Origin of the sequence: Cohnella sp. OV330 (genome assembly GCF_900112065.1) — a bacterium.
GTDB lineage: Bacteria > Bacillota > Bacilli > Paenibacillales > Paenibacillaceae > Cohnella.
The window spans coordinates 615,431-634,754 of sequence record NZ_FOKE01000003.1; the positions used below are offsets into that span (position 1 = coordinate 615,431).

18 protein-coding genes and 1 pseudogene are annotated in these 19,324 nt (G+C 58.9%); 9 read left to right on the top strand and 10 right to left on the bottom strand.

Annotated elements, in window-relative coordinates:
• Positions 1-109 precede the first annotated feature (109 nt).
• Entirely contained in the window at positions 110-1,033 is a 924-nt protein-coding gene (locus BM235_RS09615; RefSeq protein ID WP_090112046.1) for a S66 peptidase family protein, read from the top strand.
• Positions 1,034-1,105: 72 nt separating this feature from the next.
• Here BM235_RS09615 and BM235_RS09620 read toward each other — a convergent pair whose 3' ends face one another.
• Complete coding sequence (locus tag BM235_RS09620) at positions 1,106-1,645, bottom strand: hypothetical protein (RefSeq protein WP_090112048.1); 540 nt, start codon at positions 1,643-1,645, stop codon at positions 1,106-1,108.
• A gap of 388 nt (positions 1,646-2,033) precedes the next feature.
• Here BM235_RS09620 and BM235_RS09625 point away from each other — a divergent pair, with 388 nt between their 5' ends.
• The gene (locus BM235_RS09625; RefSeq protein WP_090112050.1) at positions 2,034-2,561 is read left to right on the top strand and encodes a gamma carbonic anhydrase; all 528 of its coding nucleotides are present in this window, start codon (positions 2,034-2,036) and stop codon (positions 2,559-2,561) included.
• A 35-nt stretch (positions 2,562-2,596) separates the two neighbouring features.
• Positions 2,597-2,824: pseudogene (locus BM235_RS32920) on the top strand (hypothetical protein); the annotation flags it as partial.
• Here BM235_RS32920 and BM235_RS09630 read toward each other — a convergent pair.
• The gene (locus tag BM235_RS09630; RefSeq protein WP_090112052.1) at positions 2,746-3,258 is read right to left on the bottom strand and encodes an Lrp/AsnC family transcriptional regulator; all 513 of its coding nucleotides are present in this window, start codon (positions 3,256-3,258) and stop codon (positions 2,746-2,748) included. The pseudogene BM235_RS32920 and the gene BM235_RS09630 sit on opposite strands and share 79 nt — an antisense overlap.
• Positions 3,259-3,579: 321 nt before the next feature.
• Between BM235_RS09630 and BM235_RS09635 the strand changes: the two genes are divergently transcribed.
• Together BM235_RS09635 and BM235_RS09640 are read left to right on the top strand one after the other, a co-directional pair.
• Positions 3,580-4,731: a BMP family ABC transporter substrate-binding protein gene (locus tag BM235_RS09635; protein ID WP_090112054.1), complete on the top strand. Its 1,152-nt coding sequence runs from the start codon at positions 3,580-3,582 to the stop codon at positions 4,729-4,731.
• 16 nt (positions 4,732-4,747) lie between these two features.
• Positions 4,748-5,731, top strand: a complete 984-nt coding sequence (locus BM235_RS09640) for an aromatic ring-hydroxylating dioxygenase subunit alpha (protein ID WP_090112057.1) — start codon at positions 4,748-4,750, stop codon at positions 5,729-5,731.
• A 151-nt stretch (positions 5,732-5,882) separates the two neighbouring features.
• Here BM235_RS09640 and BM235_RS09645 read toward each other — a convergent pair whose 3' ends face one another.
• From BM235_RS09645 to BM235_RS09655, 3 genes are read right to left on the bottom strand one after another with little or no spacing between them, the layout of a single operon-like run.
• The gene (locus BM235_RS09645; protein ID WP_090112059.1) at positions 5,883-6,962 is read right to left on the bottom strand and encodes a mannose-1-phosphate guanylyltransferase; all 1,080 of its coding nucleotides are present in this window, start codon (positions 6,960-6,962) and stop codon (positions 5,883-5,885) included.
• Positions 6,955-8,058 carry a glycosyltransferase gene (locus BM235_RS09650; RefSeq protein ID WP_090112061.1) on the bottom strand — a complete coding sequence of 368 codons (1,104 nt, stop codon included), beginning with the start codon at positions 8,056-8,058 and terminating at the stop codon, positions 6,955-6,957. Before BM235_RS09650 ends, BM235_RS09645 begins: the two co-directional genes overlap by 8 nt.
• Positions 8,058-9,242 carry a glycosyltransferase family 4 protein gene (locus tag BM235_RS09655; protein ID WP_255374265.1) on the bottom strand — a complete coding sequence of 395 codons (1,185 nt, stop codon included), beginning with the start codon at positions 9,240-9,242 and terminating at the stop codon, positions 8,058-8,060. The genes BM235_RS09650 and BM235_RS09655 overlap by 1 nt, the downstream gene beginning before the upstream one ends.
• A gap of 359 nt (positions 9,243-9,601) precedes the next feature.
• Here BM235_RS09655 and BM235_RS09660 point away from each other — a divergent pair, with 359 nt between their 5' ends.
• The 3 genes from BM235_RS09660 (at position 9,602) to BM235_RS09670 (ending at position 12,456) form a co-directional block, all read left to right on the top strand.
• Entirely contained in the window at positions 9,602-10,657 is a 1,056-nt protein-coding gene (locus BM235_RS09660) for a Delta(5) desaturase DesA (RefSeq protein ID WP_090112065.1), read from the top strand.
• Positions 10,658-10,723: 66 nt separating this feature from the next.
• Positions 10,724-11,860 (top strand): sensor histidine kinase, encoded by a 1,137-nt coding sequence (locus BM235_RS09665; RefSeq protein ID WP_090112290.1) that lies wholly within the window; start codon positions 10,724-10,726, stop codon positions 11,858-11,860.
• Positions 11,857-12,456, top strand: a complete 600-nt coding sequence (locus BM235_RS09670; RefSeq protein WP_090112067.1) for a response regulator transcription factor — start codon at positions 11,857-11,859, stop codon at positions 12,454-12,456. The genes BM235_RS09665 and BM235_RS09670 overlap by 4 nt, the downstream gene beginning before the upstream one ends.
• 51 nt (positions 12,457-12,507) lie before the next feature.
• On the opposite strand, the gene BM235_RS09675 is transcribed toward BM235_RS09670, so the two are convergent.
• The 5 genes from BM235_RS09675 to BM235_RS09695 form a co-directional block, all read right to left on the bottom strand.
• Positions 12,508-13,020 carry a metallophosphoesterase gene (locus BM235_RS09675; RefSeq protein WP_090112068.1) on the bottom strand — a complete coding sequence of 171 codons (513 nt, stop codon included), beginning with the start codon at positions 13,018-13,020 and terminating at the stop codon, positions 12,508-12,510.
• A gap of 38 nt (positions 13,021-13,058) precedes the next feature.
• Positions 13,059-13,961 (bottom strand): alpha/beta hydrolase, encoded by a 903-nt coding sequence (locus BM235_RS09680; protein WP_255374266.1) that lies wholly within the window; start codon positions 13,959-13,961, stop codon positions 13,059-13,061.
• A gap of 217 nt (positions 13,962-14,178) precedes the next feature.
• Entirely contained in the window at positions 14,179-15,279 is a 1,101-nt protein-coding gene (locus tag BM235_RS09685) for an acyltransferase family protein (protein WP_090112070.1), read from the bottom strand.
• Positions 15,272-17,056, bottom strand: a complete 1,785-nt coding sequence (locus BM235_RS09690; RefSeq protein ID WP_090112072.1) for a class I adenylate-forming enzyme family protein — start codon at positions 17,054-17,056, stop codon at positions 15,272-15,274. The genes BM235_RS09685 and BM235_RS09690 overlap by 8 nt, the downstream gene beginning before the upstream one ends.
• A 184-nt stretch (positions 17,057-17,240) precedes the next feature.
• Positions 17,241-18,119 (bottom strand): helix-turn-helix transcriptional regulator, encoded by an 879-nt coding sequence (locus BM235_RS09695; RefSeq protein WP_090112074.1) that lies wholly within the window; start codon positions 18,117-18,119, stop codon positions 17,241-17,243.
• A gap of 117 nt (positions 18,120-18,236) precedes the next feature.
• Between BM235_RS09695 and BM235_RS09700 the strand changes: the two genes are divergently transcribed.
• Positions 18,237-19,295, top strand: a complete 1,059-nt coding sequence (locus tag BM235_RS09700; RefSeq protein WP_090112076.1) for a Gfo/Idh/MocA family protein — start codon at positions 18,237-18,239, stop codon at positions 19,293-19,295.
• Positions 19,296-19,324: the final 29 nt, after the last annotated feature.

The following is a 19,324-nucleotide window of genomic DNA, read 5'->3' on the forward strand; positions in this document are numbered from 1 at the left end:
CCTCCTCGGATGGAACGTTTTATCCTCATCATTTCTTTTTACACGGAAAAAGATACGATGCCCCAAAAGGTTCGGACATAAGCTGTTAGAAGGAGAGGGGGAGGTTCGGATGGCCATCCGGCCGAGAGCGCTGGTGAAGGGAGATACGGTAGGCATCGTCACGCTCGGGAGTCCGCTCGCCCGGGAGACGATCGACGCGGGAATCGCATATTTGCGGCAAATGGGGCTGAACGTCATTGTCGGGCGCCATGTATACGATGCGGACGGCTATCTGGCGGGTACGGACGAGGAGCGGGCGGCGGATCTGATGGACATGTTCGCCAACGGACAGGTCAGGCTGATCCTGCCGGCGCGCGGCGGCGTGGGCGTGGAGGGCATCCTGCCTTACCTGGATTACGACTATATCCGCGCGCATCCCAAGATCGTGTCCGGCTACAGCGACATTACGGTCCTGCTCAATACGTTCGCTCAACTCGCGGATCTCGTCGCGCTGCACAGCTTGCTGCTGATCGACTTCAAGCCCGAGACGCCGACGTACAACTTCGAGCAGTTTTTCGCCGCTACCTCGTCGCTTGTCGTCCCTAGACCGATCGCGAATCCGCCGGGCATGCCGATCCGGCCGCTCGTGCCCGGCGTCGTCTCGGGAGCGCTCGCGGGCGGCAATCTCACGTCGCTGACCGGTTCGCTCGGCACGCCCTACGAGATCGATGCCCGGGGCAAAATTTTGCTGCTCGAGGAGACGCACGAGCCGGTGAACACGGTCTACCGCTACGTCGAGCAGCTGAAGCTCGCGGGCAAGCTCGAGGATTGCGCGGGCATCGTCATGGGCGGCTGTCACGAATGTCCGGACGCATACGGCCGGACCTATGCGGACCTCATTCGCGACGTGCTCGTGCCGCTGGGCAAGCCGCTGATCGCCGGGTTCGCGAGCGGGCACGACGTCTACAAGGCGGCGGTGCCGATCGGCGCCTTGGCGCGATTGGATGCGGGCGCGGGGACGCTGACGCTGCTGGAGCCGGCCGTATCGGTATGAAAGAAAAGAGCCGGCACCCGAGGGGATGCCGGCTCTTGCTGCAACTGGAGTGTTGCCTTCTACCGGATGCGATCACGGCACGAATTGCTGCACGATGCGAACGACCTTGCCGTCGACCACCGTAATGTAATAAGGGAAGTTCCCCATCAGCTCCTGATTGTCCCCGCTGAACAGCGAGCGAAGCTTCGCGACGCTGATCGGCTCGTTTTCCACGATATCCGCGTCGTCCCAGCTGCCCGAGCGATTGTAGATCTGCATCAGCACCTGCGCGTCGGCCGCAACCGGCAGCGTATACGTCTTCTTTTCCTCGTTAAGGATGTAGTAACCGTCCGGCGCCTGGTCCATGCCGGCATCCGGCTCCTGCTGGCTGAATACCCGATCGGCCTCCGCGCCCTGCAGGAACTGAATGTAGTCGACGGTCACATAGGTGACGCCGTCCATCGACGTGATCTTGCTAATATAAGCGGGATACGAGGGGGCCGATGCCTGATTGATCGCCTCGCTGCCATTCTCCTCCGCGACGGCGGTCTCCTGCTTGTCGCTCACGCCCGACACGCTGAGCGGGATCAGGCAGATCCCCAATAAAACGACACACAGCAACAGTTTGCGCATCGGTACAGCCCCTCTCTCCGGTTAAAAACAGGTGATAAGTATCAATATTATTTAGACAATTAGAAGACGTTTTAAACATACGTTTTGTTGCCGGGAAAAAGGGGAGAAAGGGCTTATTTTTAGGCGGATATTTCCGGGGAAATTCGACAGCGAACTAAACGCCCGTTTTGATAAGAACGGCTTTGTGGACTTTATCGAAATCGAAACCTGCGAAGTCTATTCGATGGCGATGCTGGACTTTGCATATAAGAATGGCGCAAAATATCAGATGGTGAACGTAAAGGGAATTGTATTTTTCCTCTTGTCTGAACGGTGGAGAGAAAGCTGATTCACGCCATCCGATTTGGTAAGAATTGCTCAACGGATTGCATTTAAAGGAGGCAACGCCATGGCAACCATTCAACCCTTCGGCGACAAGCGGCCCGACATTCATGAGTCGGTGTTCTTGGCGGAGGGCAGCGTCGTGACGGGGGACGTGAAGATAGGCAAGGACACAAGCATCTGGTACAATGCCGTGATTCGGGGAGATGTGGCACCGACCGTAATTGGCGAACGGACGAGCATACAGGATAATTCGACACTGCATCAAAGTCCGGGCAAACCGCTGATTATTGAAGACGAGGTCATCGTCGGACATAATGCGGTGCTGCATAGCTGTATCATCAGACGCGGGGCGATGGTGGGAATGGGCGCAATTGTACTGGACGGAGCGGAGATCGGGGAAGGCGCGATGGTTGGTGCAGGCGCGTTGGTGCCTCCCGGCAAAAAGATACCGCCCCGCACGCTGGTCGTGGGTTCGCCGGCCAAGCCGATGCGAGAGCTGAACGAGGCGGATGAGGCGGATATGCGGCGAATCGTGAGGGAGTATGTGGATAAAGGACAGTTCTATAAAAAGCAGCAGGAGCAAAGCAAGTAAAGTAGAACCTAGGCAAGCGATTCGCCGATTAGGATCGATGCAGATTGCATCATGCGAATTTCCAAGGCGCTTCGTTATCGGGAGCTTATTTTGACAGCAAAACGACGTGGCCAAGCCGGCAGGGTGCACCTGCCGGCTATTTGAATTTCACTGCAGTCCACGTGCCGTACATGTTATTGCCCCGTCAAGGCTGGTACAACCGGACCGCATCGCCAAGCGGTCTTAGCGCCATTCTGTTCTTATACATATGGATGACGATTTGAAAGTCTACGTTCGTAATGCCAGGAAGCACGTACAGCTTTGTCTTCAAATAACCTTCCATCTCGACCTGGTCGATGAACTGACCGTACATATGCAGCTTGCTCGGACCGCTGAGCTGGTACAGCAGCGTAACCGGCGGATGGTCCATTATTTCCTCGGCAAGCTTCTCCAGCTCTCTCGGCTCGACGCTGATCTCGAAAAACGCAGTGAGATAGAAGCCGGCCGGCTCGGGATTGACCGCCAGCGTGAAGGACTCGATTACGCCGTTATCCACGAGCGACTGCAGCCGTAGCTGGACCGCGACGCGCGTCAAGCCGACCTCTTTTCCGATATCGGTGTAGGACATTCTGGCATTGTCGTTCAGCAGATCGATGATCTTGCGGTCGACAGAATCTAAAGTTACGTATGGGCGATCGTGCAGTGTTTTTATTTGCATTTCGCAAGCTCCTCACTTGAATGTTGGGCGAGATCTGCTGCTATTACTGAGAAGCCGACGGTTTTGCGATGCGCTTCTTGCGAATCGTAAAACATGGCGAGAAAATGTAACTTAATTGTGTTATGTTTTATTACTTAAACCTAACGCAATGTGGTTGACGTACATTTCATGGCGCTCTTATAATGATTTTATTCTTTCTGAAAGCAACAATAAAGAGAAAAAATTATCGGATTGCAAGGGAGGGGCAGTTTTGTTTGTCGGAATTCAGGTCGTCGCGGAATGAAAGGTGACATATGTTTTCGAAAAGGGGGAGGCGTTCGCATGAAGAAGATCCTAACATTAATCGTAATCGTCTTTTCCGTCTTTTCCGTACTGACAGCCTGCGGCGGCAAGGGAAACAACAATTCCGCCGCGGGCGCAGCTTCGGCTTCGGCTGGCGCCGAAGCCTCTGCGACTGGCTCGCCGTCCGGGACGGCGGTCGGGAAGAAGCTGAAGGTTGCGTTCGTCTACGCGACGCCGATCGGGGAGACCGGCTGGAATTATGAGATGGACAGAGGGAGATTGGCGTTGGAAAAGGAGCTCGGCGTCGAGACGATGGCGATGGACAACGTCACGGAGTCCGATGCGGGACGGGTGTTCGAGGATCTGGCACAGAAGTACGACGTCATCTTCGGTACGACCTTCGGCTATATGGATGCGATGAATGCGGCTGCGGAGAAGCATCCGAACGTCAAGTTCCTGCACGCGACGGGCTACAAGACGCTGCCTAACCTGGGCGTATACGCCGGACGCGAATATCAGAGCAACTATCTCGTCGGCATGGCCGCGGGAATGGTGTCCAAGAACGGCAAGCTCGGCTACGTGGGGACGTTCCCGATCCCCGAGGTCATCTCCGCCATCAATGCGTTCGCGCTCGGCGCGCAGAGCGTGAATCCGAACGCTAAAGTGTCCGTCGTGTGGAGCAACACGTGGTTCGATCCAACGACCGAGAAGCAGGCGGCGGGCTCGCTGCTGGATACGGGCGTCGACGTTCTGGCCGCTTACCATGACGCGCCGACCATTCTTCAGGCGTCCGCCGAGCGCGGCGTGTGGGGCAGCGGCAAGGATTCCGACATGAGCAAGTACGCGCCGGACACGTATTTGACCAACTTCGTGTGGAATTGGACGCCGTACTTCGTGGAGGCCGTCCGCGCGATCCAGGAAGGGACTTGGCAGGCTGGCTCTTACTATGGCGGAATGAAGGATGGCGTGACCGATATCGCGCCGCTGGGTAAAAACGTGCCGCAGGACGTGAAGGACGCGGTGGAAGCGAAAAAGCAGGAGATACTGGCGGGGACGTTCGACGTCTTCGCGGGCCCGATAAAGGATCAGGCAGGCACGGAGCGCGCCGCACAAGGCAAGGCCTTGACCGATGAAGAGATTCTCGCGATGAACTGGTTCGTGCAGGGCATTACGAGCAAAATTGAAAGCTGAACGGGAGGCGAAAGCGATGACGGAGCATGACAAGGTGCTAATGCGGCAGTGGCATCCCGTTGCTTTCGCGCACGAGATCGGGGAAAAGCCGGTCTCGCGGGTGCTGATGGGGGAAAGGCTTGTCTTGTTCCGCACTTCCTCGGGCGTTCATGCCTGGAAGGATCTGTGCATCCATCGCGGCGCCGCACTCTCGCTCGGATGCGTGAAGGACGACGCGCTAGTCTGTCCGTATCACGGCTGGCGCTACGACGGGACGGGGAGCTGCGTGCTCATTCCGCAGCAGCCGCCGGAACAGGCGATTACCAAGCAGGCCCGCACGACCGTGTACGAATGCAGGGAAGAGATGAACATCGTCTGGGCGCGGCTCGGATCGGATCGGCAGGCGGCGAATTTGCCGCCTTTTCCCGAATGGGACGATCCGGCCTACAAAACCGTCTATTGCGGGCCTTATCCGCTTCAAGCCTCGGCGCCCCGCGTCATCGAAAACTTCCTCGACGTAGGCCACCTGGCTTTTCTCCACGAAGGACATCTGGGGGATTCGGCTTATCCCGAGATTGCGGATTACCGCGTCGAAATCTCCGAGGCCGGTATCCGCTCCTCCGGGATCGATATTTATCAGCCGGATCCAGACAGCACCGGCAAATCGGGCATTGCCCGGTACGTCTATGAGGTTCTGGGTCCGACGGCCGCCCGCCTTAGCAAGACGGACCCGCTGACCGGCCATATCTTTTCCATCCTGTTCGCGGTCAGTCCGATTGCACAGACTGAATCCGTCGTTTTCGTCGCGTTGGCGCGCAATTATGCGTTCGATCTGCCGGACGCGCAGTTCGCCGACTTCCAGACCTTCATCCTGCAGCAGGACCGGGCCGTTCTGGAGAGCCAGCGCCCCGAGCTGTTGCCTCTGGACCTGCAGGCTGAGCTGCATTTGAAGGCCGACCGGCTGAGCATCGCCTACCGCAGATGGCTGCGGGAGCGCGGCGTCGTTTGGGGGACGGCTTGACGAGCCGGTCCTGAAGTGCGCGGCCGGTTCTGCTGCAGCTCGGACTGTCGTTGTCGCATCGAAGCATGAACGGACGCAACGAAAAAACAGGACGAAGCGGAAATTCGGGCTTCGTCCTGTTCGCGCAGCTGAATGCCGTCAAGCTTAAGCTTCACACATACGCCGTCATCCCCTTGTTCTTCAGCAGCACGACGATGTCTTTTACGTCTTGGGCGCGATCCTTGGCGCAGATCAGCAGCGCGTCCTTGGTGTCGGCGATGATGAGGCCTTCGATTCCGATGGTGGCGATCAGCCGCTCGTCCCCGTAGACGATGGAATCGCGCGTCTGGATGCCCAGGTGCTCCGCCTTGACGATGTTGCCGTGTTCGTCCGGCGGAATGATGGCGCCGAGCGCGTCCCAGCTGCCGATATCGTTCCAACCGAAGTTGCCCGGGATGACGGCCACGTCGACGCTGCGCTCCAGTATGCCATAGTCGATCGAAGTGCTCTGAAGCGTAGGGTAGACCGCTTTGATCAAGTCCATGCGCCGCTCCGGGTCCTCGCATGCCGCGAAGGGCAGCATCGCGTTGTGCAATCGGGGCAGATAGCGCTTGAAATTATCGATGATGACCGACGTTTTCCAGACGAATATGCCGCTGTTCCACAGATAATTGCCTGAGTTCAAATAGCCTTGGGCAATCGCGAAGCTGGGCTTCTCCACGAATTCAGATACTTCGTACACGCGGCAGGGCTCGGTTCGAAGCGTATCCGAAGCATGGGAGATATACCCGTAGCCAGTGGACGGAAAAGTCGGCTTGATCCCGATCGTGATCATCTTATCCGTCTCCTCGGCGACCGTGCACGCTTCGGTTAGCGTCTTCTTGAATTCGTCCACGTCCGTAATATGGTGATCGGAGGGGGATACGACCATCAGGGAGTCTCCGAATTGCCGGTCGATATGCATGGCCGCGAATAGGATGCTGGCCGCCGTATTGCGCGCGACCGGTTCGATGAGCACGTTGCCGGGCGGCACGCTCATGTGCATGATGCTCTCCAGCTGGACGGCTTGCGACGAATTCGTCACGATGATCGTGTTCTCCAGCGGCATGACGTGCTTGAACCGGTCGATCGTGTCGTTCAGCATGATGTCGTTGCCGCTCAGGTTGATCAACTGCTTGGGCATCTCCTGGCGGGACAGCGGCCAGAAACGAGTCCCTCCGCCGCCGGCCAGAATCGTCGCGAACCTATGCACGATGGATCACCGAATGCGCGATGCAGTAGGAGACGATATTTTCCGAGCCTTGATTGAGATTCAGCCCGCTGGCGTGGATGCCGTCGTAGCAGCCGCCCGTCTGCGGGTCGATCAGGGACAGCCCGGCGGAATTCCGTCCGTGGAACCAGTCTAGGCAAAGGCGGGCTTGATCCAGATAGGAGGAGGTGCCGAGCATGTCGTAGGCTTCGTGCAGGGCAAGCAGCGTCTCGCAGGCCTCGATCGGCTGCTCGTCGTACGGAGCCGCCGTCTCGCCGCGAACGAGCCAGCCATGACTGCCGACAGGCTTGAAGTAGCCTTCCTTCGAGAAGGTATGCGACGTCAGGAAAGCGAGGCTCGACTTCGCCGTATACCGCAGATCTGCCCTGCCGCTTAGCCTCGCCGCCTTGAGCAGCGCCCAGGGCAACATCGCGTTGCCGTAGGTGACGCTGTCCTCGAACCATTGCCAGTCTACAGTCGAATACTGCTCGAATTGCGTCAGCAGGCGATCCGCCATCTGCTCGATCAGATCGCGAATCTCCCAGTGCGGCAGGAATGACCTTGCCTTTTCGCTCTTGTCCATATAATCATAAGGGAAAGCATAACGGAGAGAGCCTTTGGTCTCGAGCATATAGGCAAGCCCGACAAGCGCGTAGGCGATCGCTCGAGGGGAGCGCAGCTCGGCGATGCGCGGAAGTGCCCTGTCGATCATGAATCTGCACGTATTTTGCATATTGTCCGGTACGGTCGGCTCGGAAAGCGTGAAGCCGAGCGCCCATACGCAGCGCCCGAGGCAGTCCTCCGACCCGACCGCCTCGGCGAAGCTGCGGTTGTAGTCCATGAAGTTGCGGAAACTGCCGTCCTCGTTTTGCGCATGGTGGATAAAGGAAAGATAGGTGCCGGCCAAGCGGAGCCAGTCTTCGCCCGGATGGTTGCGGTGCAGCAAAACGGCTGCGATGAGCGCACGTCCGTTGTCGTCCGAGGTGTAGCCATGAGTGCGGTCGGGCACGCCGAACTTCGTATGCTGGAAGATGCCCGTATCGTCCGTCAGGCTGCGCAAGTAATCGGCGTGAAGCGGCTTCACTTGGGATAGGTTCATTAGACCACGCTCCCTTGGACGGGATAGGACGAGCCGACGACATCGCGGATGAGCGCGGCGTATTCCTTGGCGATCTGGTCCCACATCATCTGCCGCCCCAGCTCTGCCGTTTTTCGCTCCATTTGCAGCTTTTTATCCGGATGGTCCAGTACGTCCAACAGCTGCGTCTGCAGCGACTTCGCGTCGCGGAAGTCCGCGAGCAGCCCCCGGCCGTCCCCCAGCATCTCCGTCGCATAGCGATACGGAGTCGATACGATGACCCGTCCGTAGCCGACGCCGTAAGCGAGCGTGCCGCTGACCGCTTGCTCGCGGCCCAGATAGGGCGTCATATAAATATCCGACAGCACCAGCGAATGGACGACTTCCTCTTGCGTCAGCAGCTTGTCGACGAAGCGCACATGTTCGTTCAGACCTAACCGCTCCACTTGCTCGGTGAGCTGCCGGCGGTATACCTCGCCAACCTCCTGTTTGACGACCGGATGCGTCTTGCCCCATACGACGTACAGCGCGTCCGGATGGCGGGACACGACGCTGCTCATGGCCTCGATGGCGTATTCGATGCCTTTGCCCGGGCTCAGGAAGCCGAACGTGGACACGATCTGCCTTCCGGCGTAGCCGTACCGGCTTTTGAGCGAATCACGCGATTCGGCGGACAGGCGAGGTACGCCGTGATGATACATACGGATCTTGTCTGCAGGAATGCCGTATATATGGCGAAGATCGGCCACCGTGCTCTGCGCCATCGTGACCGAGCGATCGCTCCATTCGCCCAGCAGCGAGACGATGCGGCGTTGGGCGGGGCTCGGAGCGGTCAGCACGGTATGGAAAATGACGATAAAAGGGATCGTCAGCCGCTTCGCCAGCTCCAAAACGTATTCTCCGCACTCGCCGCCATAGATGCCGAATTCATGCTGGATGACGAGAAGGTCGACATCCGAACGATTGAGTTCGTGCGCGATTCGGGCATATTCGCTTTTGTTCTCTTGCTCGAAGCTCATCATCACGTTTTTGCCATACGCATAAGCGGAATTGTTGTTGACCGCAATGACGCGCGGCGCACTAAAATCTTCTAATAGACCGAATTCGTGGATGAGGTCATGGGTGAAGGTTGCAAGACCGCATTCACGCGGAAGATACGTTCCCAGAAAAGCCACGTTGATGTTTTTGTTCGTTTTATTTTGCAAACAATTACCTCCTGATTTAATAATTAATTCCAAAAAATGAGCAATAAAAAAAGAAATAAAGATGGTCTTCATTTCTCGACGTAATGAAATATAAGATTGAGGGGGAGGGGTCAGAGGAAGTGGTTGATTTTCGGTTAACGACATGATATCATAAAATATTTTGGAAAATTGTTCTCCTATCAACAATAGCATCGTAAAGTGTATCTGTCAATTCGGGCGTCGCGGCTTCATTGACATGACATTTGTCACATCGCATCATGACGCTTGTGACTTATAGTGCCTCCCCTCCGGCGTTTACAATGAATATAACGTCGCGGCACTCCTGTCCGTCGGACGTTCACCGAGGGGGAATTGTGCATATGAAACACGCAAGCGAGATCGCCGAACTCAAAAAAAGCATGCTTCCTTTTGAAAAAACGGACGCGAAGTCCAGCATCCGGCAGCTGATCAATACGCTGGGACCGCTGCTTTTGCTATGGTACGCCGGCTATGCCAGTCTTGCCGTATCTTATTGGCTCGCCCTTCCGATCCTGATCGTCGCATCGGGATTCGTCATACGCACCTTTATCTTGTTCCACGACTGCTGTCACGGCTCATTCTTCAAGAGCAAGCGGGCGAACGACATCCTGGGCACGCTGCTGGGCGTGTTGACGCTGGTACCGTACCGGCAGTGGAAAAACAGCCATGCGAAGCATCACGCCACAAGCGGCAACCTCGACAAAAGAGGGGACGGCGACATCTGGATCCTCACCGTGGACGAATATGCTTCGGCTCCTTTGTGGAAGCGCCTGGCCTACCGTTTTTACCGCAATCCGGTCGTCATGTTCGGGCTCGGACCGGTCTTCGTCTTCATGCTGCAATATCGCTTTAATGCGAAAGGCGCGCGGCGCAAGGAGCGCCTGAACACTTATCTGACCAATGCGCTCATCGTCTCGCTCTATGCGGGCATGATCTGGGCGATCGGCTGGGAAGCGTTCGTCCTCGTGCAGGGGCCGATCTTCTTCTTCTCGGGATTGCTCGGCATCTGGCTCTTCTACGTGCAGCATCAGTTCGAGGATTCTTACTTTGAAAACGATCCGGACTGGAGCTACGTGCAAGCGGCCGTCGAAGGCAGCTCGTATTACAAGCTTCCCCGCGTCCTGCAATGGATCACGGGCAGCATCGGGTTTCATCATGTGCATCACCTGAATCCCAAGGTTCCCAACTACAATCTCGAAAAGGCGCATCTGGCCACGCCGCCGCTTCAGCGCGCCGCCACGCTTACGTTGGCGACCAGCCTGGAATCGTTGCGATTCCGCCTGTGGGACGAGGAGAACAAGACGTTCGTCGGCTATCGCAAGATCAAGCGGCCGGCCGTCGGCTTGCATGCTTCCGGCGCGGTATTGAAGAAGCCGGCCAGAGCCGGGGGTAAATAATTTTTGCATCCGGCCGGATTAGGCTACAATGAGAGGACGACGAACAACGAGGGAGGAGCGGGGTCCGTGCAAAAGTGGTATCACATTTTCCAGCGGAGCACGGGGCTCAGCCCGTATATATGGGTCGTCTTTTACATCCTCCCTTTTTATTTCGTGTTCCGCTCCTCGACGATGTACCACGCGCTGATCGGCATTTTTATGATCGTCGCGTTTTTTGTTTGTTATTTGCTATCGTTCAGTTCGAAGGGCTGGCTCGTTTATTTTTGGACCTCCGTGCAAATTTTATTTTCGATCGCGATGACGATGATGTTCGGATACGTCTATTTTTCCATTTTTACCGCCTTTTTCATCGGCAATATGCAGCGGAAGGCCGGCTTCATCACGCTGTACACGGTCCATTTGGCGATGACGCTGCTGTCGGTCTACGTCGGCTATATGCATGCCAACGCGGTGTTGATCGAGCAGGCGCCGTTCGTGTTCGTCTGCCTGATCGCGGCGACGCTGCTGCCGGTAACGACCTACAACCGCAACAAAAGCGAGCTCCTGCAGGGAGAACTCAACGACGCGAACAAGCGGATCTCCGAGCTCGTGAAGCTGGAGGAGCGCCAGCGCATCGCGCGGGACCTGCACGACACGCTCGGGCAGAAGCTCGCCCTGATCGGGCTCAAGAGCGATCTGATCGCCAAGCTGATCCGCAAAAACCCGGACCGGGCGGAAGCCGAAATCGACGACGTCCGGCATACGGCCCGCAACGTGCTTAAGGAGCTTCGGGAACTGGTGACGCAAATGCGCGGCACGCACGTGGAGGAAGAGATCTTCCGCCTGCGGCAGATTCTGATGGCGGCGGACATCGAATTCACGTTGACGGGCGATCCGAAGCTGGCGAATACTTCGCTGCTCAACGAGAACGTGGCGTGCATGTGCCTCAAGGAAGCCGTGACAAACATCGTCAAGCACAGCAGGGCTACCGCCTGCGCCATCGAGATCGAGCAGACGGCGGCCGAGCTGCGCATCCGCGTGCGGGACAACGGCGTAGGTCTCGGCACCGGCGCATCCTTTCATAGAGGGAACGGGCTTCGGGGAATGAAGGAAAGGCTTGAATTCGTGAACGGGTCTCTGGAGATCGCGTCGCGGGAAGGTACGGAGGTCGTCATCAAGGTGCCGAACATCTTGATTCAGGCGAAAGGGGAGGCGCAGCCATGATTCGAATCGTCATCGCCGAAGACCAGCGGCTGCTGCTCGGCGCGCTGGCGTCCGTGCTCGATCTCGAGGAAGACATGGAGGTAGTCGGCAAGGCGGAGAACGGCGTGGAAGCGCTGCGGCTCGTCAAGCTCTATCAGCCGGACCTGTGCGTCATGGACATCGAGATGCCGCTCAAGAGCGGATTGGAGGCCGCGGAGGAGCTGAAGGGCTCCGGGTGCAAAATCGTCATCCTGACCACGTTCGCCCGGGCGGGCTACTTCGAGCGGGCGGTGAAGGCGGGCGCGCACGGCTACCTGCTCAAGGACAGCCCGAGCGACGAGCTGGCCGATTCCCTGCGGACGATCATGTCAGGCCGCCGAATCTACGCCGCCGAGCTGGTCGACGAAGCGTACAACGAAGAAAACCCGCTCACGGAGCGGGAAAAAGAAGTTATCGGATTGATGGCCGACGGCAAAAACACGAAGGAAATCGCGAGCGAGCTGTTTCTGTCGAACGGCACCGTCCGCAACTATATCTCCGTCATCCTCGACAAGCTCGACGTCAGCAACCGGATCGAGGCGATCAAGCGGTTCAGGGAGAAGGGCTGGTTCAAGTGACTTGAGCCTGGCAAGAAGATACGAGCCCCCGGCCGCCTCTCTCGGTCCTTCTCAGTCCTGCTCCTCGCTTGCGACCGCCGCGTCCCGGATCTGCTCGAACGTGAGCGGCGTATAGTCCCAGTGCTCGACGCAAACGTTGAAGTAATTTTTACCCTCGTACTTCTGGCCGTGGATATGCCCGTGGACGTTGACGTACGGCATATGCTTGTTCATGTACATCGGCTCGTGCGAGAGGAAGAAGAAGTCTTTGTAAATGATCGGATACTCGCTTACCTGCTCGAATCCCGCCTCCAGCCACCAGCTCCGCGACCGCCCCCGGTCGTGATTGCCCAGGATCAGCGTCTTGCGGCCAAGCAGCCGGGACACGATCTCTCGCGTCCGTTCCAAATTCAAAAACGAAAAATCCCCCAAATGAAAGACCGCATCATCCTTGCCCACCGCGGCATTCCATCGTTCGATCATGACTTCCGTCATCTCCTCGGCGTCCGCGAAGGGCCGGGACTCGAAGTCGATAATGTTGCGGTGTCCGAAGTGATGATCGGAAATAAAAAATGTTTGGGTCATCGGCAGCCCCTCCCCTTCCTCAACGATTCGACGATCCTTTAACGATTCAAGGCTTTTTTCCGCTTTTCGTCCGCAAGCCGCTTCGCGATCCAATCCCGAATCGCGGCCAGCACGGGCTCGCGCGCCAGTTCGTTGTGCAGCTCGTGCTTGTAGCCGTGCCATTCCCGGTAATCGCAGAGGGGGCCTGCCCTTTCCGCGAACTGCCGGCTGGCCGCGACCGAGGTGACCCGGTCGTCGTCCCCGTGCATGAGCAGGGTGGGCACGCTTAGCTCGTCGGCGTGCTGGATCGCCCACGGTCCAGCGCGCTGTACGCCGAAGAAGAAACGCGCCGTGATGTGGCCATGGCCGAGCGGATCGCTGCGATATCGCTCAGCCATGGCGGGATCGGTCGTCAGGTGTTCGACTTTCATCGGCCGTTTGTTCGTGAAGCCCGGGTAGAGCCGCTCGACCAGCCGTCCGATGACGACCTGCGCCTGCGGCGGCGCGAACGCCAGCCTAAGCCAGGGGCTGCCGATGACCGCGCCGACGACGTTCGGTTTACGCCGCAGCAGGTAGTTCAGCGCCACGTTGCCGCCCATGCTGTGCCCGTACAAAATGACGGGGACGCCCGGATATCGCCGCGCAGCTTCGGCGAACAGCAGATTCACGCCTTCGAGCAGCCCCTCGTAGCTGGGCGTATGGCCGCGCTTGCCGGCGGTCCGGCCATGTCCGCGCTGGTCGAAGCCGAGCGCCGCGTATCCCGCTTCGTTCAACATTGCCGCGACGTGATCGTAGCGCCCCATATGCTCGCCCATGCCGTGCACGAGCAGCACGACGGCGGATGGCGCCTGCGCTTCCGTTCGTTCTGTGGCGCCTCGTTCGTTTGTTCCGCCTGCCGTCCACTCGCCGGCCGCCATGACGGTTCCGTCGGACAATGTCCTGGAGAAAGGTTGAAAGGTCACGGAGAGTCGCTCCTTCGCTCAAAAGTCGCCGGTGCATTTGTTCTATTATATGCCGACGCATGCCCGGGAAGGAAGCGGTTCGTCAATCGTGCCGGATTCTAGAAGAGGGCTCGCCTCGCTAGAGTACGCACCAAAGAAGCGAAACAGCGTTAGAGCGCCGCTGTTTCGCTTCCAAAGGGAGCCAGGCTTCCAAGAATAACGCTTAAGATTGGAGGGGCTATCCCGCCCGGGAGACCTCGGCCTGACCCTCGTTTAAACGAGGCGCCGGCGCGCGCACGCCGCGCAGCTTGTCCAGGCGCATCCATGCATAGGTGAGCGCCGCGCATTGCGCCAACGCGAGGCAGGATAGCAGTACCTCTTGCAGGACTACCGGGTTTGCGTTGGTCCATCCGAATACGAGCAGGTCTAGCTTGATTAGCAGCGTATGGCCGAAAAAGGTCACGAGACTGAACCGGTTGAGCAGACGGTGATGCCGCCTGACCGCATCCCACCGTATGCGCGCGATGCCATAGAACATCAGGATCGAGGCCGGCAGCGTCGAAAAGGCAAGCCTGTAATCGTCGCTCCAGTCGGCCGTTTCCCATAAAAAAGCCGTCTCCGCTGCGGCCAGCAAGCCGGTCAGCGCGAGCAGCGGACGAACCGGCAGCCTTTTGAACGCTTCCTCACGTCTTGCGAGCAGCACGCCGGCACCGACGAAGACGAGTCCGAAGCCGCCGTAGTTGACGAGCGCCTTCGCCGCCATATGCGCGCTTTCAGATCCGAACAAGTCCGGCCAAGCCGCTCTGACCAACCCGCTCGGCGTGCCGGCGAGGCATTCCGCTGCCGCAAGCGACAGCGCGGCGTACCCGATCAGCTGCCGTTCGCGCCCGGCGGAGACGAGGGCATAGGATACGAGCATGCCGAAGATCAGCGGCGGGATAAACCAAAGCTGCTGGTAAGCCCCTTCGACGAAAATCCGCAGCGCGACCCTTTTTCCCAAGGCCAGCAGTCCGCTCGCGCTCGTATCGCCGTGCAAAATCGCGCCCGCGATCTGTCGCCCCGTGTTGAGCAGGCACAATAGCCCGTAAACGATCGCGATCCGCGACACGTACCGTTTTACGTAAATGCCCGCATGCGCCGCCCGCGTCCAGCCTTGATAGGCGAGGAAGCCTGCGATGAGGTAGAACCCCGGCACGACGGTGCCGAACGATAGGCCGGCAAACGACAATTGCCGGTTGTCCAGCGTCGACATGAGGGGCAGAAACAGCTCGTGGGAGAAAACGACGAGGATGCAGCCCAGCACTTTGAACAGCGTGATGCCGGGATAATAATTACGCATTGAGCCTGCTCTCCGCTGGTTCTCCGAGTTGGGCGAGCGCAAGGCCGCGTACGTCCGCCACCGCGACCTTGCCCGTAGGCGACATCGGCAGGCTGGGCACGAAAAGGAAGTGCGCGGGAATCTTGAAGGCCGACAGCATGCCGGCGAGGTCATGCCTGATCTTCTCGGCGACGAGCGTCGCGTCGCGGCGAGGCACGATGCAGGCGCAGATCCGCTCGCCGTATTTATCGTCCGGCACGCCTACGACGAACGCCGCTTCGATGCCGGGGAGCTTCAGCAACGCATGCTCGATCTCGACGGGCGATATCTTTTCCCCGCCGCGGGAGATGATGCGCTTGATTCGTCCGGTGACGATCAGGTGGCCGTTCGCGTCCAGATAGCCGAGATCGCCGGAGCGGAACCATCCGTCCGCCGAAGGCCCGGCGTCCTCCGCATCCGACAGCCCTGCGTAACGCATGACCCGGTGGCTCCGGATGCGGATCTCTCCTTGTTCCCCGAGAGGCATCCGAACGCCTGTCGCGGCATCCACGATCGCCACCTCGACGTTTTTGTCCACCTTGCCGGCCAGGCTGTATTCGCACGCCATGAATTGCTGCAGGCCGATGAACCCGCTCACCAGCTTCGATTGCATGAACAGGCCGTAGAGCGGCGACAGAATCGGATGCGGCTTGCGGTCCGTCACGCATACGCCGTTCGCGACGGCGCCCGCTTCTGTCGAGCCATAGCTGACCATGAAAAAGTAGATATGCAGCTCGCGCGCGATGCGCTCGAGGACGCGGCGGTCGACGGCGGACGACGTGAAGACGAGCCCGAGCAGGCTGCGCAAGTCGTGCTTGTCCCTCGCTTCGGACGAGAGCATCTGCTCGATCATGAACGGCGTGCCGATGAGGACCCGGCATTTGAAGCGTTCGACGAAGGCGAGCGCGCTGTTCGGGCTGTAGTGGCTGAGCATGACGATGCGGATCGAACAGGCCTTCAAGGCGGTGAAGATCGTCCCGAACCCGCCCATATGGTACAGGGGCAGCAGGCTCATGACGCACAGCTTGCGCGTCAACCGGTCCGTCACGCGGATCAGCGCGGCGGAGGCAAGGCCTGTCCGCTTGGGCGATCGGGCGGCGGTCAAAAAGGATGCGGTGGAGCGGAGCACGCCCTTGGGTTTGCCGGAGGTGCCGGACGTATACAGCAGCACGAGCGGGTCGCGGATGTCGCGCCCGGCGGCGGCATCCCTGAACGCCTGCGGTCCGGCCTTCGGCGCTTCGTCGGCCATCTCGGAGTAGGCGCGGAAGGGCGCGCGGACTTCGGCCCGATCCGTGAGCACGAACAGATGCCGCGGGACCGGGCATTCGGCTTGGTTGCCTTGCGCGCCTCCCGTCTCCGCAAGCAGCTCGGCGACCATCGTTATGTAGGATTGGCGCTGGCCCTCTTTGTCCATCAACAAAGCAGCCGGTTTGCAGTCGGCGAGCAGCGCGCGGAGCTCTTCTTTTTTGCTGTATGTATTCAGCGGGACGGCGACGGCCCCGATGCAGGCGGAAGCGAAGATCAGAAGCACGAGCTCGATGCGTCCCTGCATGAGCAGGGCGATTCTGTCTCCCGGACGTATGCCGAGCGCGAGCAAACCCTCGGACAACCGTTGGACTTCCTCGCGGATCGTCCGCCAGTCGTAATGCTGGTCGAAGCTCGGGAAGCTGAACGCGATGTCGTTCGGCGAGCGTCTGGCGCGGCTTTGCAGCAATTCGGGAACCGTGTCGCGCGGCGCCGCCCATGCCCTGTCCTTCATAGGGCGTCCTCCTCATCGTTTGTGATACGAATAGTATACATAACGTTACAATTGGTTGATATAGGAAAATGAAGATGTGCCGGCATCCGACGGAATCTCCGTCTAACGGCGCGGAAACGACAAAAAAAGCCGGGACGGCCGTTGGGCAACGGTTCGTCTTCGGCTTATAGCGGGCTGGCACGGGTCAGGCGAGCGCGGTGCTGCCTCGAAGGGCGGAGGGAGAGACGCCGCAATAGCTCTTGAACAATCGGCTGAAATAGTAGATATCGCTAAAGCCGTGCTCGAGCGCGATCTCCGATACCGTCTTGTTCGTATATCGCAGGTCCTGCGCGCAGCGGCCGATCCGCACGAAGTTTACGTAGTCGGTGACCGAGCGGCTGGTAAGCTCCTTGAAGACGCGGCTGAAGTGATAGCGGCTCATGCCGGCGATGCCGGACAGCGTCTCCACGTCGAGCCGCTTGGCATAGTTCTCTTCGATATGCTGCAGCACGGGCTCGATGCGGGTCAGCCGCCGGATGCGGGAGGCGAGCTCGCCTTCGGGCATGCTTTCCGCGACGTGTCCGCGCAGCATGACCGCGAGCAGGCGGTACAGGCAGGACTTCACCGAGAGCTCATAAGCGATATCCTTTTTTTGAAATTCGCTGATCAGCTCGTCGAGGCTCTCCTTGATGGCCGAATCGCCGGCGATCAGGTTCGCGAAGCGGATGCGGGAGCGGACGATCGGCGTGATGAACTTCGTCTCGGCCGAGTCCAGCCGGTGGCTATGCAGCAGATCGGGGTCGAAAATAACCGCATAATAAGTCAAACGGTCCGACATGCACACGCCTTGATGCAGATCGGCGCAGTTCACGACGATCAGGTCTCCCGGACCGACGTCGTAGCTGTTGGCGTTGCACGTGATGCGCGCCGAGCCTTCGATGATATATAGGAATTCCATATGCTCGTGCCAATGCGGATAAAAAGCGGGCGTGCCCACGCGCTCGTATCGGCAGATATGGAGCTTGAGCGGAAATTGGGGATCGGGCATATCCATCGGCTCCAGCAGATCGGGATTGCGGTCCATGCGGCGGCACCTCCGTATCGCACAATATTACAAATCGCCAGCATAGCTATTCATGGCTGGCCTGCTCTATTCATTTTATAGTACAGGTAGACAAATGAGTAGAGGGAGGCAATACCTGTGAAAAAGCTGGGCATCGGCGTTATCGGCACGGGCTCGATCTCCGAATCGCACTTGAATGCATACGCGGCCAACAAGGACGCGACGATCGTCGCGGTCTGCGACCTGAACCGGGAGCGCGCGGACAAGGCGGCGGCCAAATACGGCGCTTCGAGCGTCTATACGAATTATCATGACCTGCTGGCGAATCCGGAAGTGGAAGCCGTCAGCATTTGCACATGGAATCATACGCATGCGGAGATCGCGATCGCCGCGGTCAAGGCGGGCAAGCACGTGCTCGTGGAAAAGCCGCTTAGCATGACGGTTGAAGAAGCCGAAGCCGTGCGCGAAGCGGTCCGGTCGACCGACCGCATTTTGCAGGTAGGCTTCGTCCGCCGCTACGATGCTAACGCCCAACTGGCCAAGCGCTTCACGGAGCAGGGAGAGTTCGGCGAGCTTTATTACGCGAAGGCTTCGCTCATCCGGCGTCTCGGCAATCCGGGCGGCTGGTTCGCGGACAAGGACCGCTCCGGCGGCGGCCCGCTGATCGATATCGGCGTCCACGTCATCGATCTGTCCTGGTATCTGATGGGCCGTCCGAAGGTGAAGTCGGTTAGCGGCAACGTATACAACAAGCTCGGCAACCGTTCGAACGTCAAGGGACTGTCCTTCTACCAGGCGGCCGACTACGACGCTTCGCGCAATACGGTCGAGGATCTGGCGAACGCGCTCATCCGGTTCGAGAACGGCGCGTCCCTGCTCGTCGAAGTAAGTTACGCGCTGCACGCCAAGAGCGACGAGTCCGCGGTCCGGCTGTACGGCACCAAGGGCGGGTTCGAGATCGATCCGGAGCTGACGATCGTCTCGGAGCGGCATGACACGATCCTGAACGTGACGCCGCAGGTCGACAGCCTAAAGTTTAATTTCCAGCAAGCGTTCCAGTCGGAAATCGACAGCTTCGTCGCTTCGGCGACCACGGGCACGGAGCCGCTGAGCCCGGTCGAGGATGGTCTCACAATGATGCGGATCCTGCGCGCGATCTACGAATCGGCTGAGCAGGGTAAAGAGATCGAGCTTTGATTCGCGCGATTGCGGGCGGCAACATGCAT

What these genes read in the sequence shown, in the direction of transcription:
- BM235_RS09620 (WP_090112048.1), bottom strand. Translation starts at nt 1,645, where the DNA reads ATGCGCAAACTGTTGCTGTGTGTCGTTTTATTGGGGATCTGCCTGATC.
- BM235_RS09640 (WP_090112057.1), top strand. Translation starts at nt 4,748, where the DNA reads ATGACGGAGCATGACAAGGTGCTAATGCGGCAGTGGCATCCCGTTGCT.
- BM235_RS09675 (WP_090112068.1), bottom strand. Translation starts at nt 13,020, where the DNA reads ATGACCCAAACATTTTTTATTTCCGATCATCACTTCGGACACCGCAAC.
- BM235_RS09650 (WP_090112061.1), bottom strand. Translation starts at nt 8,058, where the DNA reads ATGAACCTATCCCAAGTGAAGCCGCTTCACGCCGATTACTTGCGCAGC.
- BM235_RS09670 (WP_090112067.1), top strand. Translation starts at nt 11,857, where the DNA reads ATGATTCGAATCGTCATCGCCGAAGACCAGCGGCTGCTGCTCGGCGCG.
- BM235_RS09660 (WP_090112065.1), top strand. Translation starts at nt 9,602, where the DNA reads ATGAAACACGCAAGCGAGATCGCCGAACTCAAAAAAAGCATGCTTCCT.
- BM235_RS09690 (WP_090112072.1), bottom strand. Translation starts at nt 17,056, where the DNA reads ATGAAGGACAGGGCATGGGCGGCGCCGCGCGACACGGTTCCCGAATTG.
- BM235_RS09695 (WP_090112074.1), bottom strand. Translation starts at nt 18,119, where the DNA reads ATGGACCGCAATCCCGATCTGCTGGAGCCGATGGATATGCCCGATCCC.
- BM235_RS09630 (WP_090112052.1), bottom strand. Translation starts at nt 3,258, where the DNA reads ATGCAAATAAAAACACTGCACGATCGCCCATACGTAACTTTAGATTCT.
- BM235_RS09615 (WP_090112046.1), top strand. Translation starts at nt 110, where the DNA reads ATGGCCATCCGGCCGAGAGCGCTGGTGAAGGGAGATACGGTAGGCATC.
- BM235_RS09635 (WP_090112054.1), top strand. Translation starts at nt 3,580, where the DNA reads ATGAAGAAGATCCTAACATTAATCGTAATCGTCTTTTCCGTCTTTTCC.
- BM235_RS09625 (WP_090112050.1), top strand. Translation starts at nt 2,034, where the DNA reads ATGGCAACCATTCAACCCTTCGGCGACAAGCGGCCCGACATTCATGAG.
- BM235_RS09685 (WP_090112070.1), bottom strand. Translation starts at nt 15,279, where the DNA reads ATGCGTAATTATTATCCCGGCATCACGCTGTTCAAAGTGCTGGGCTGC.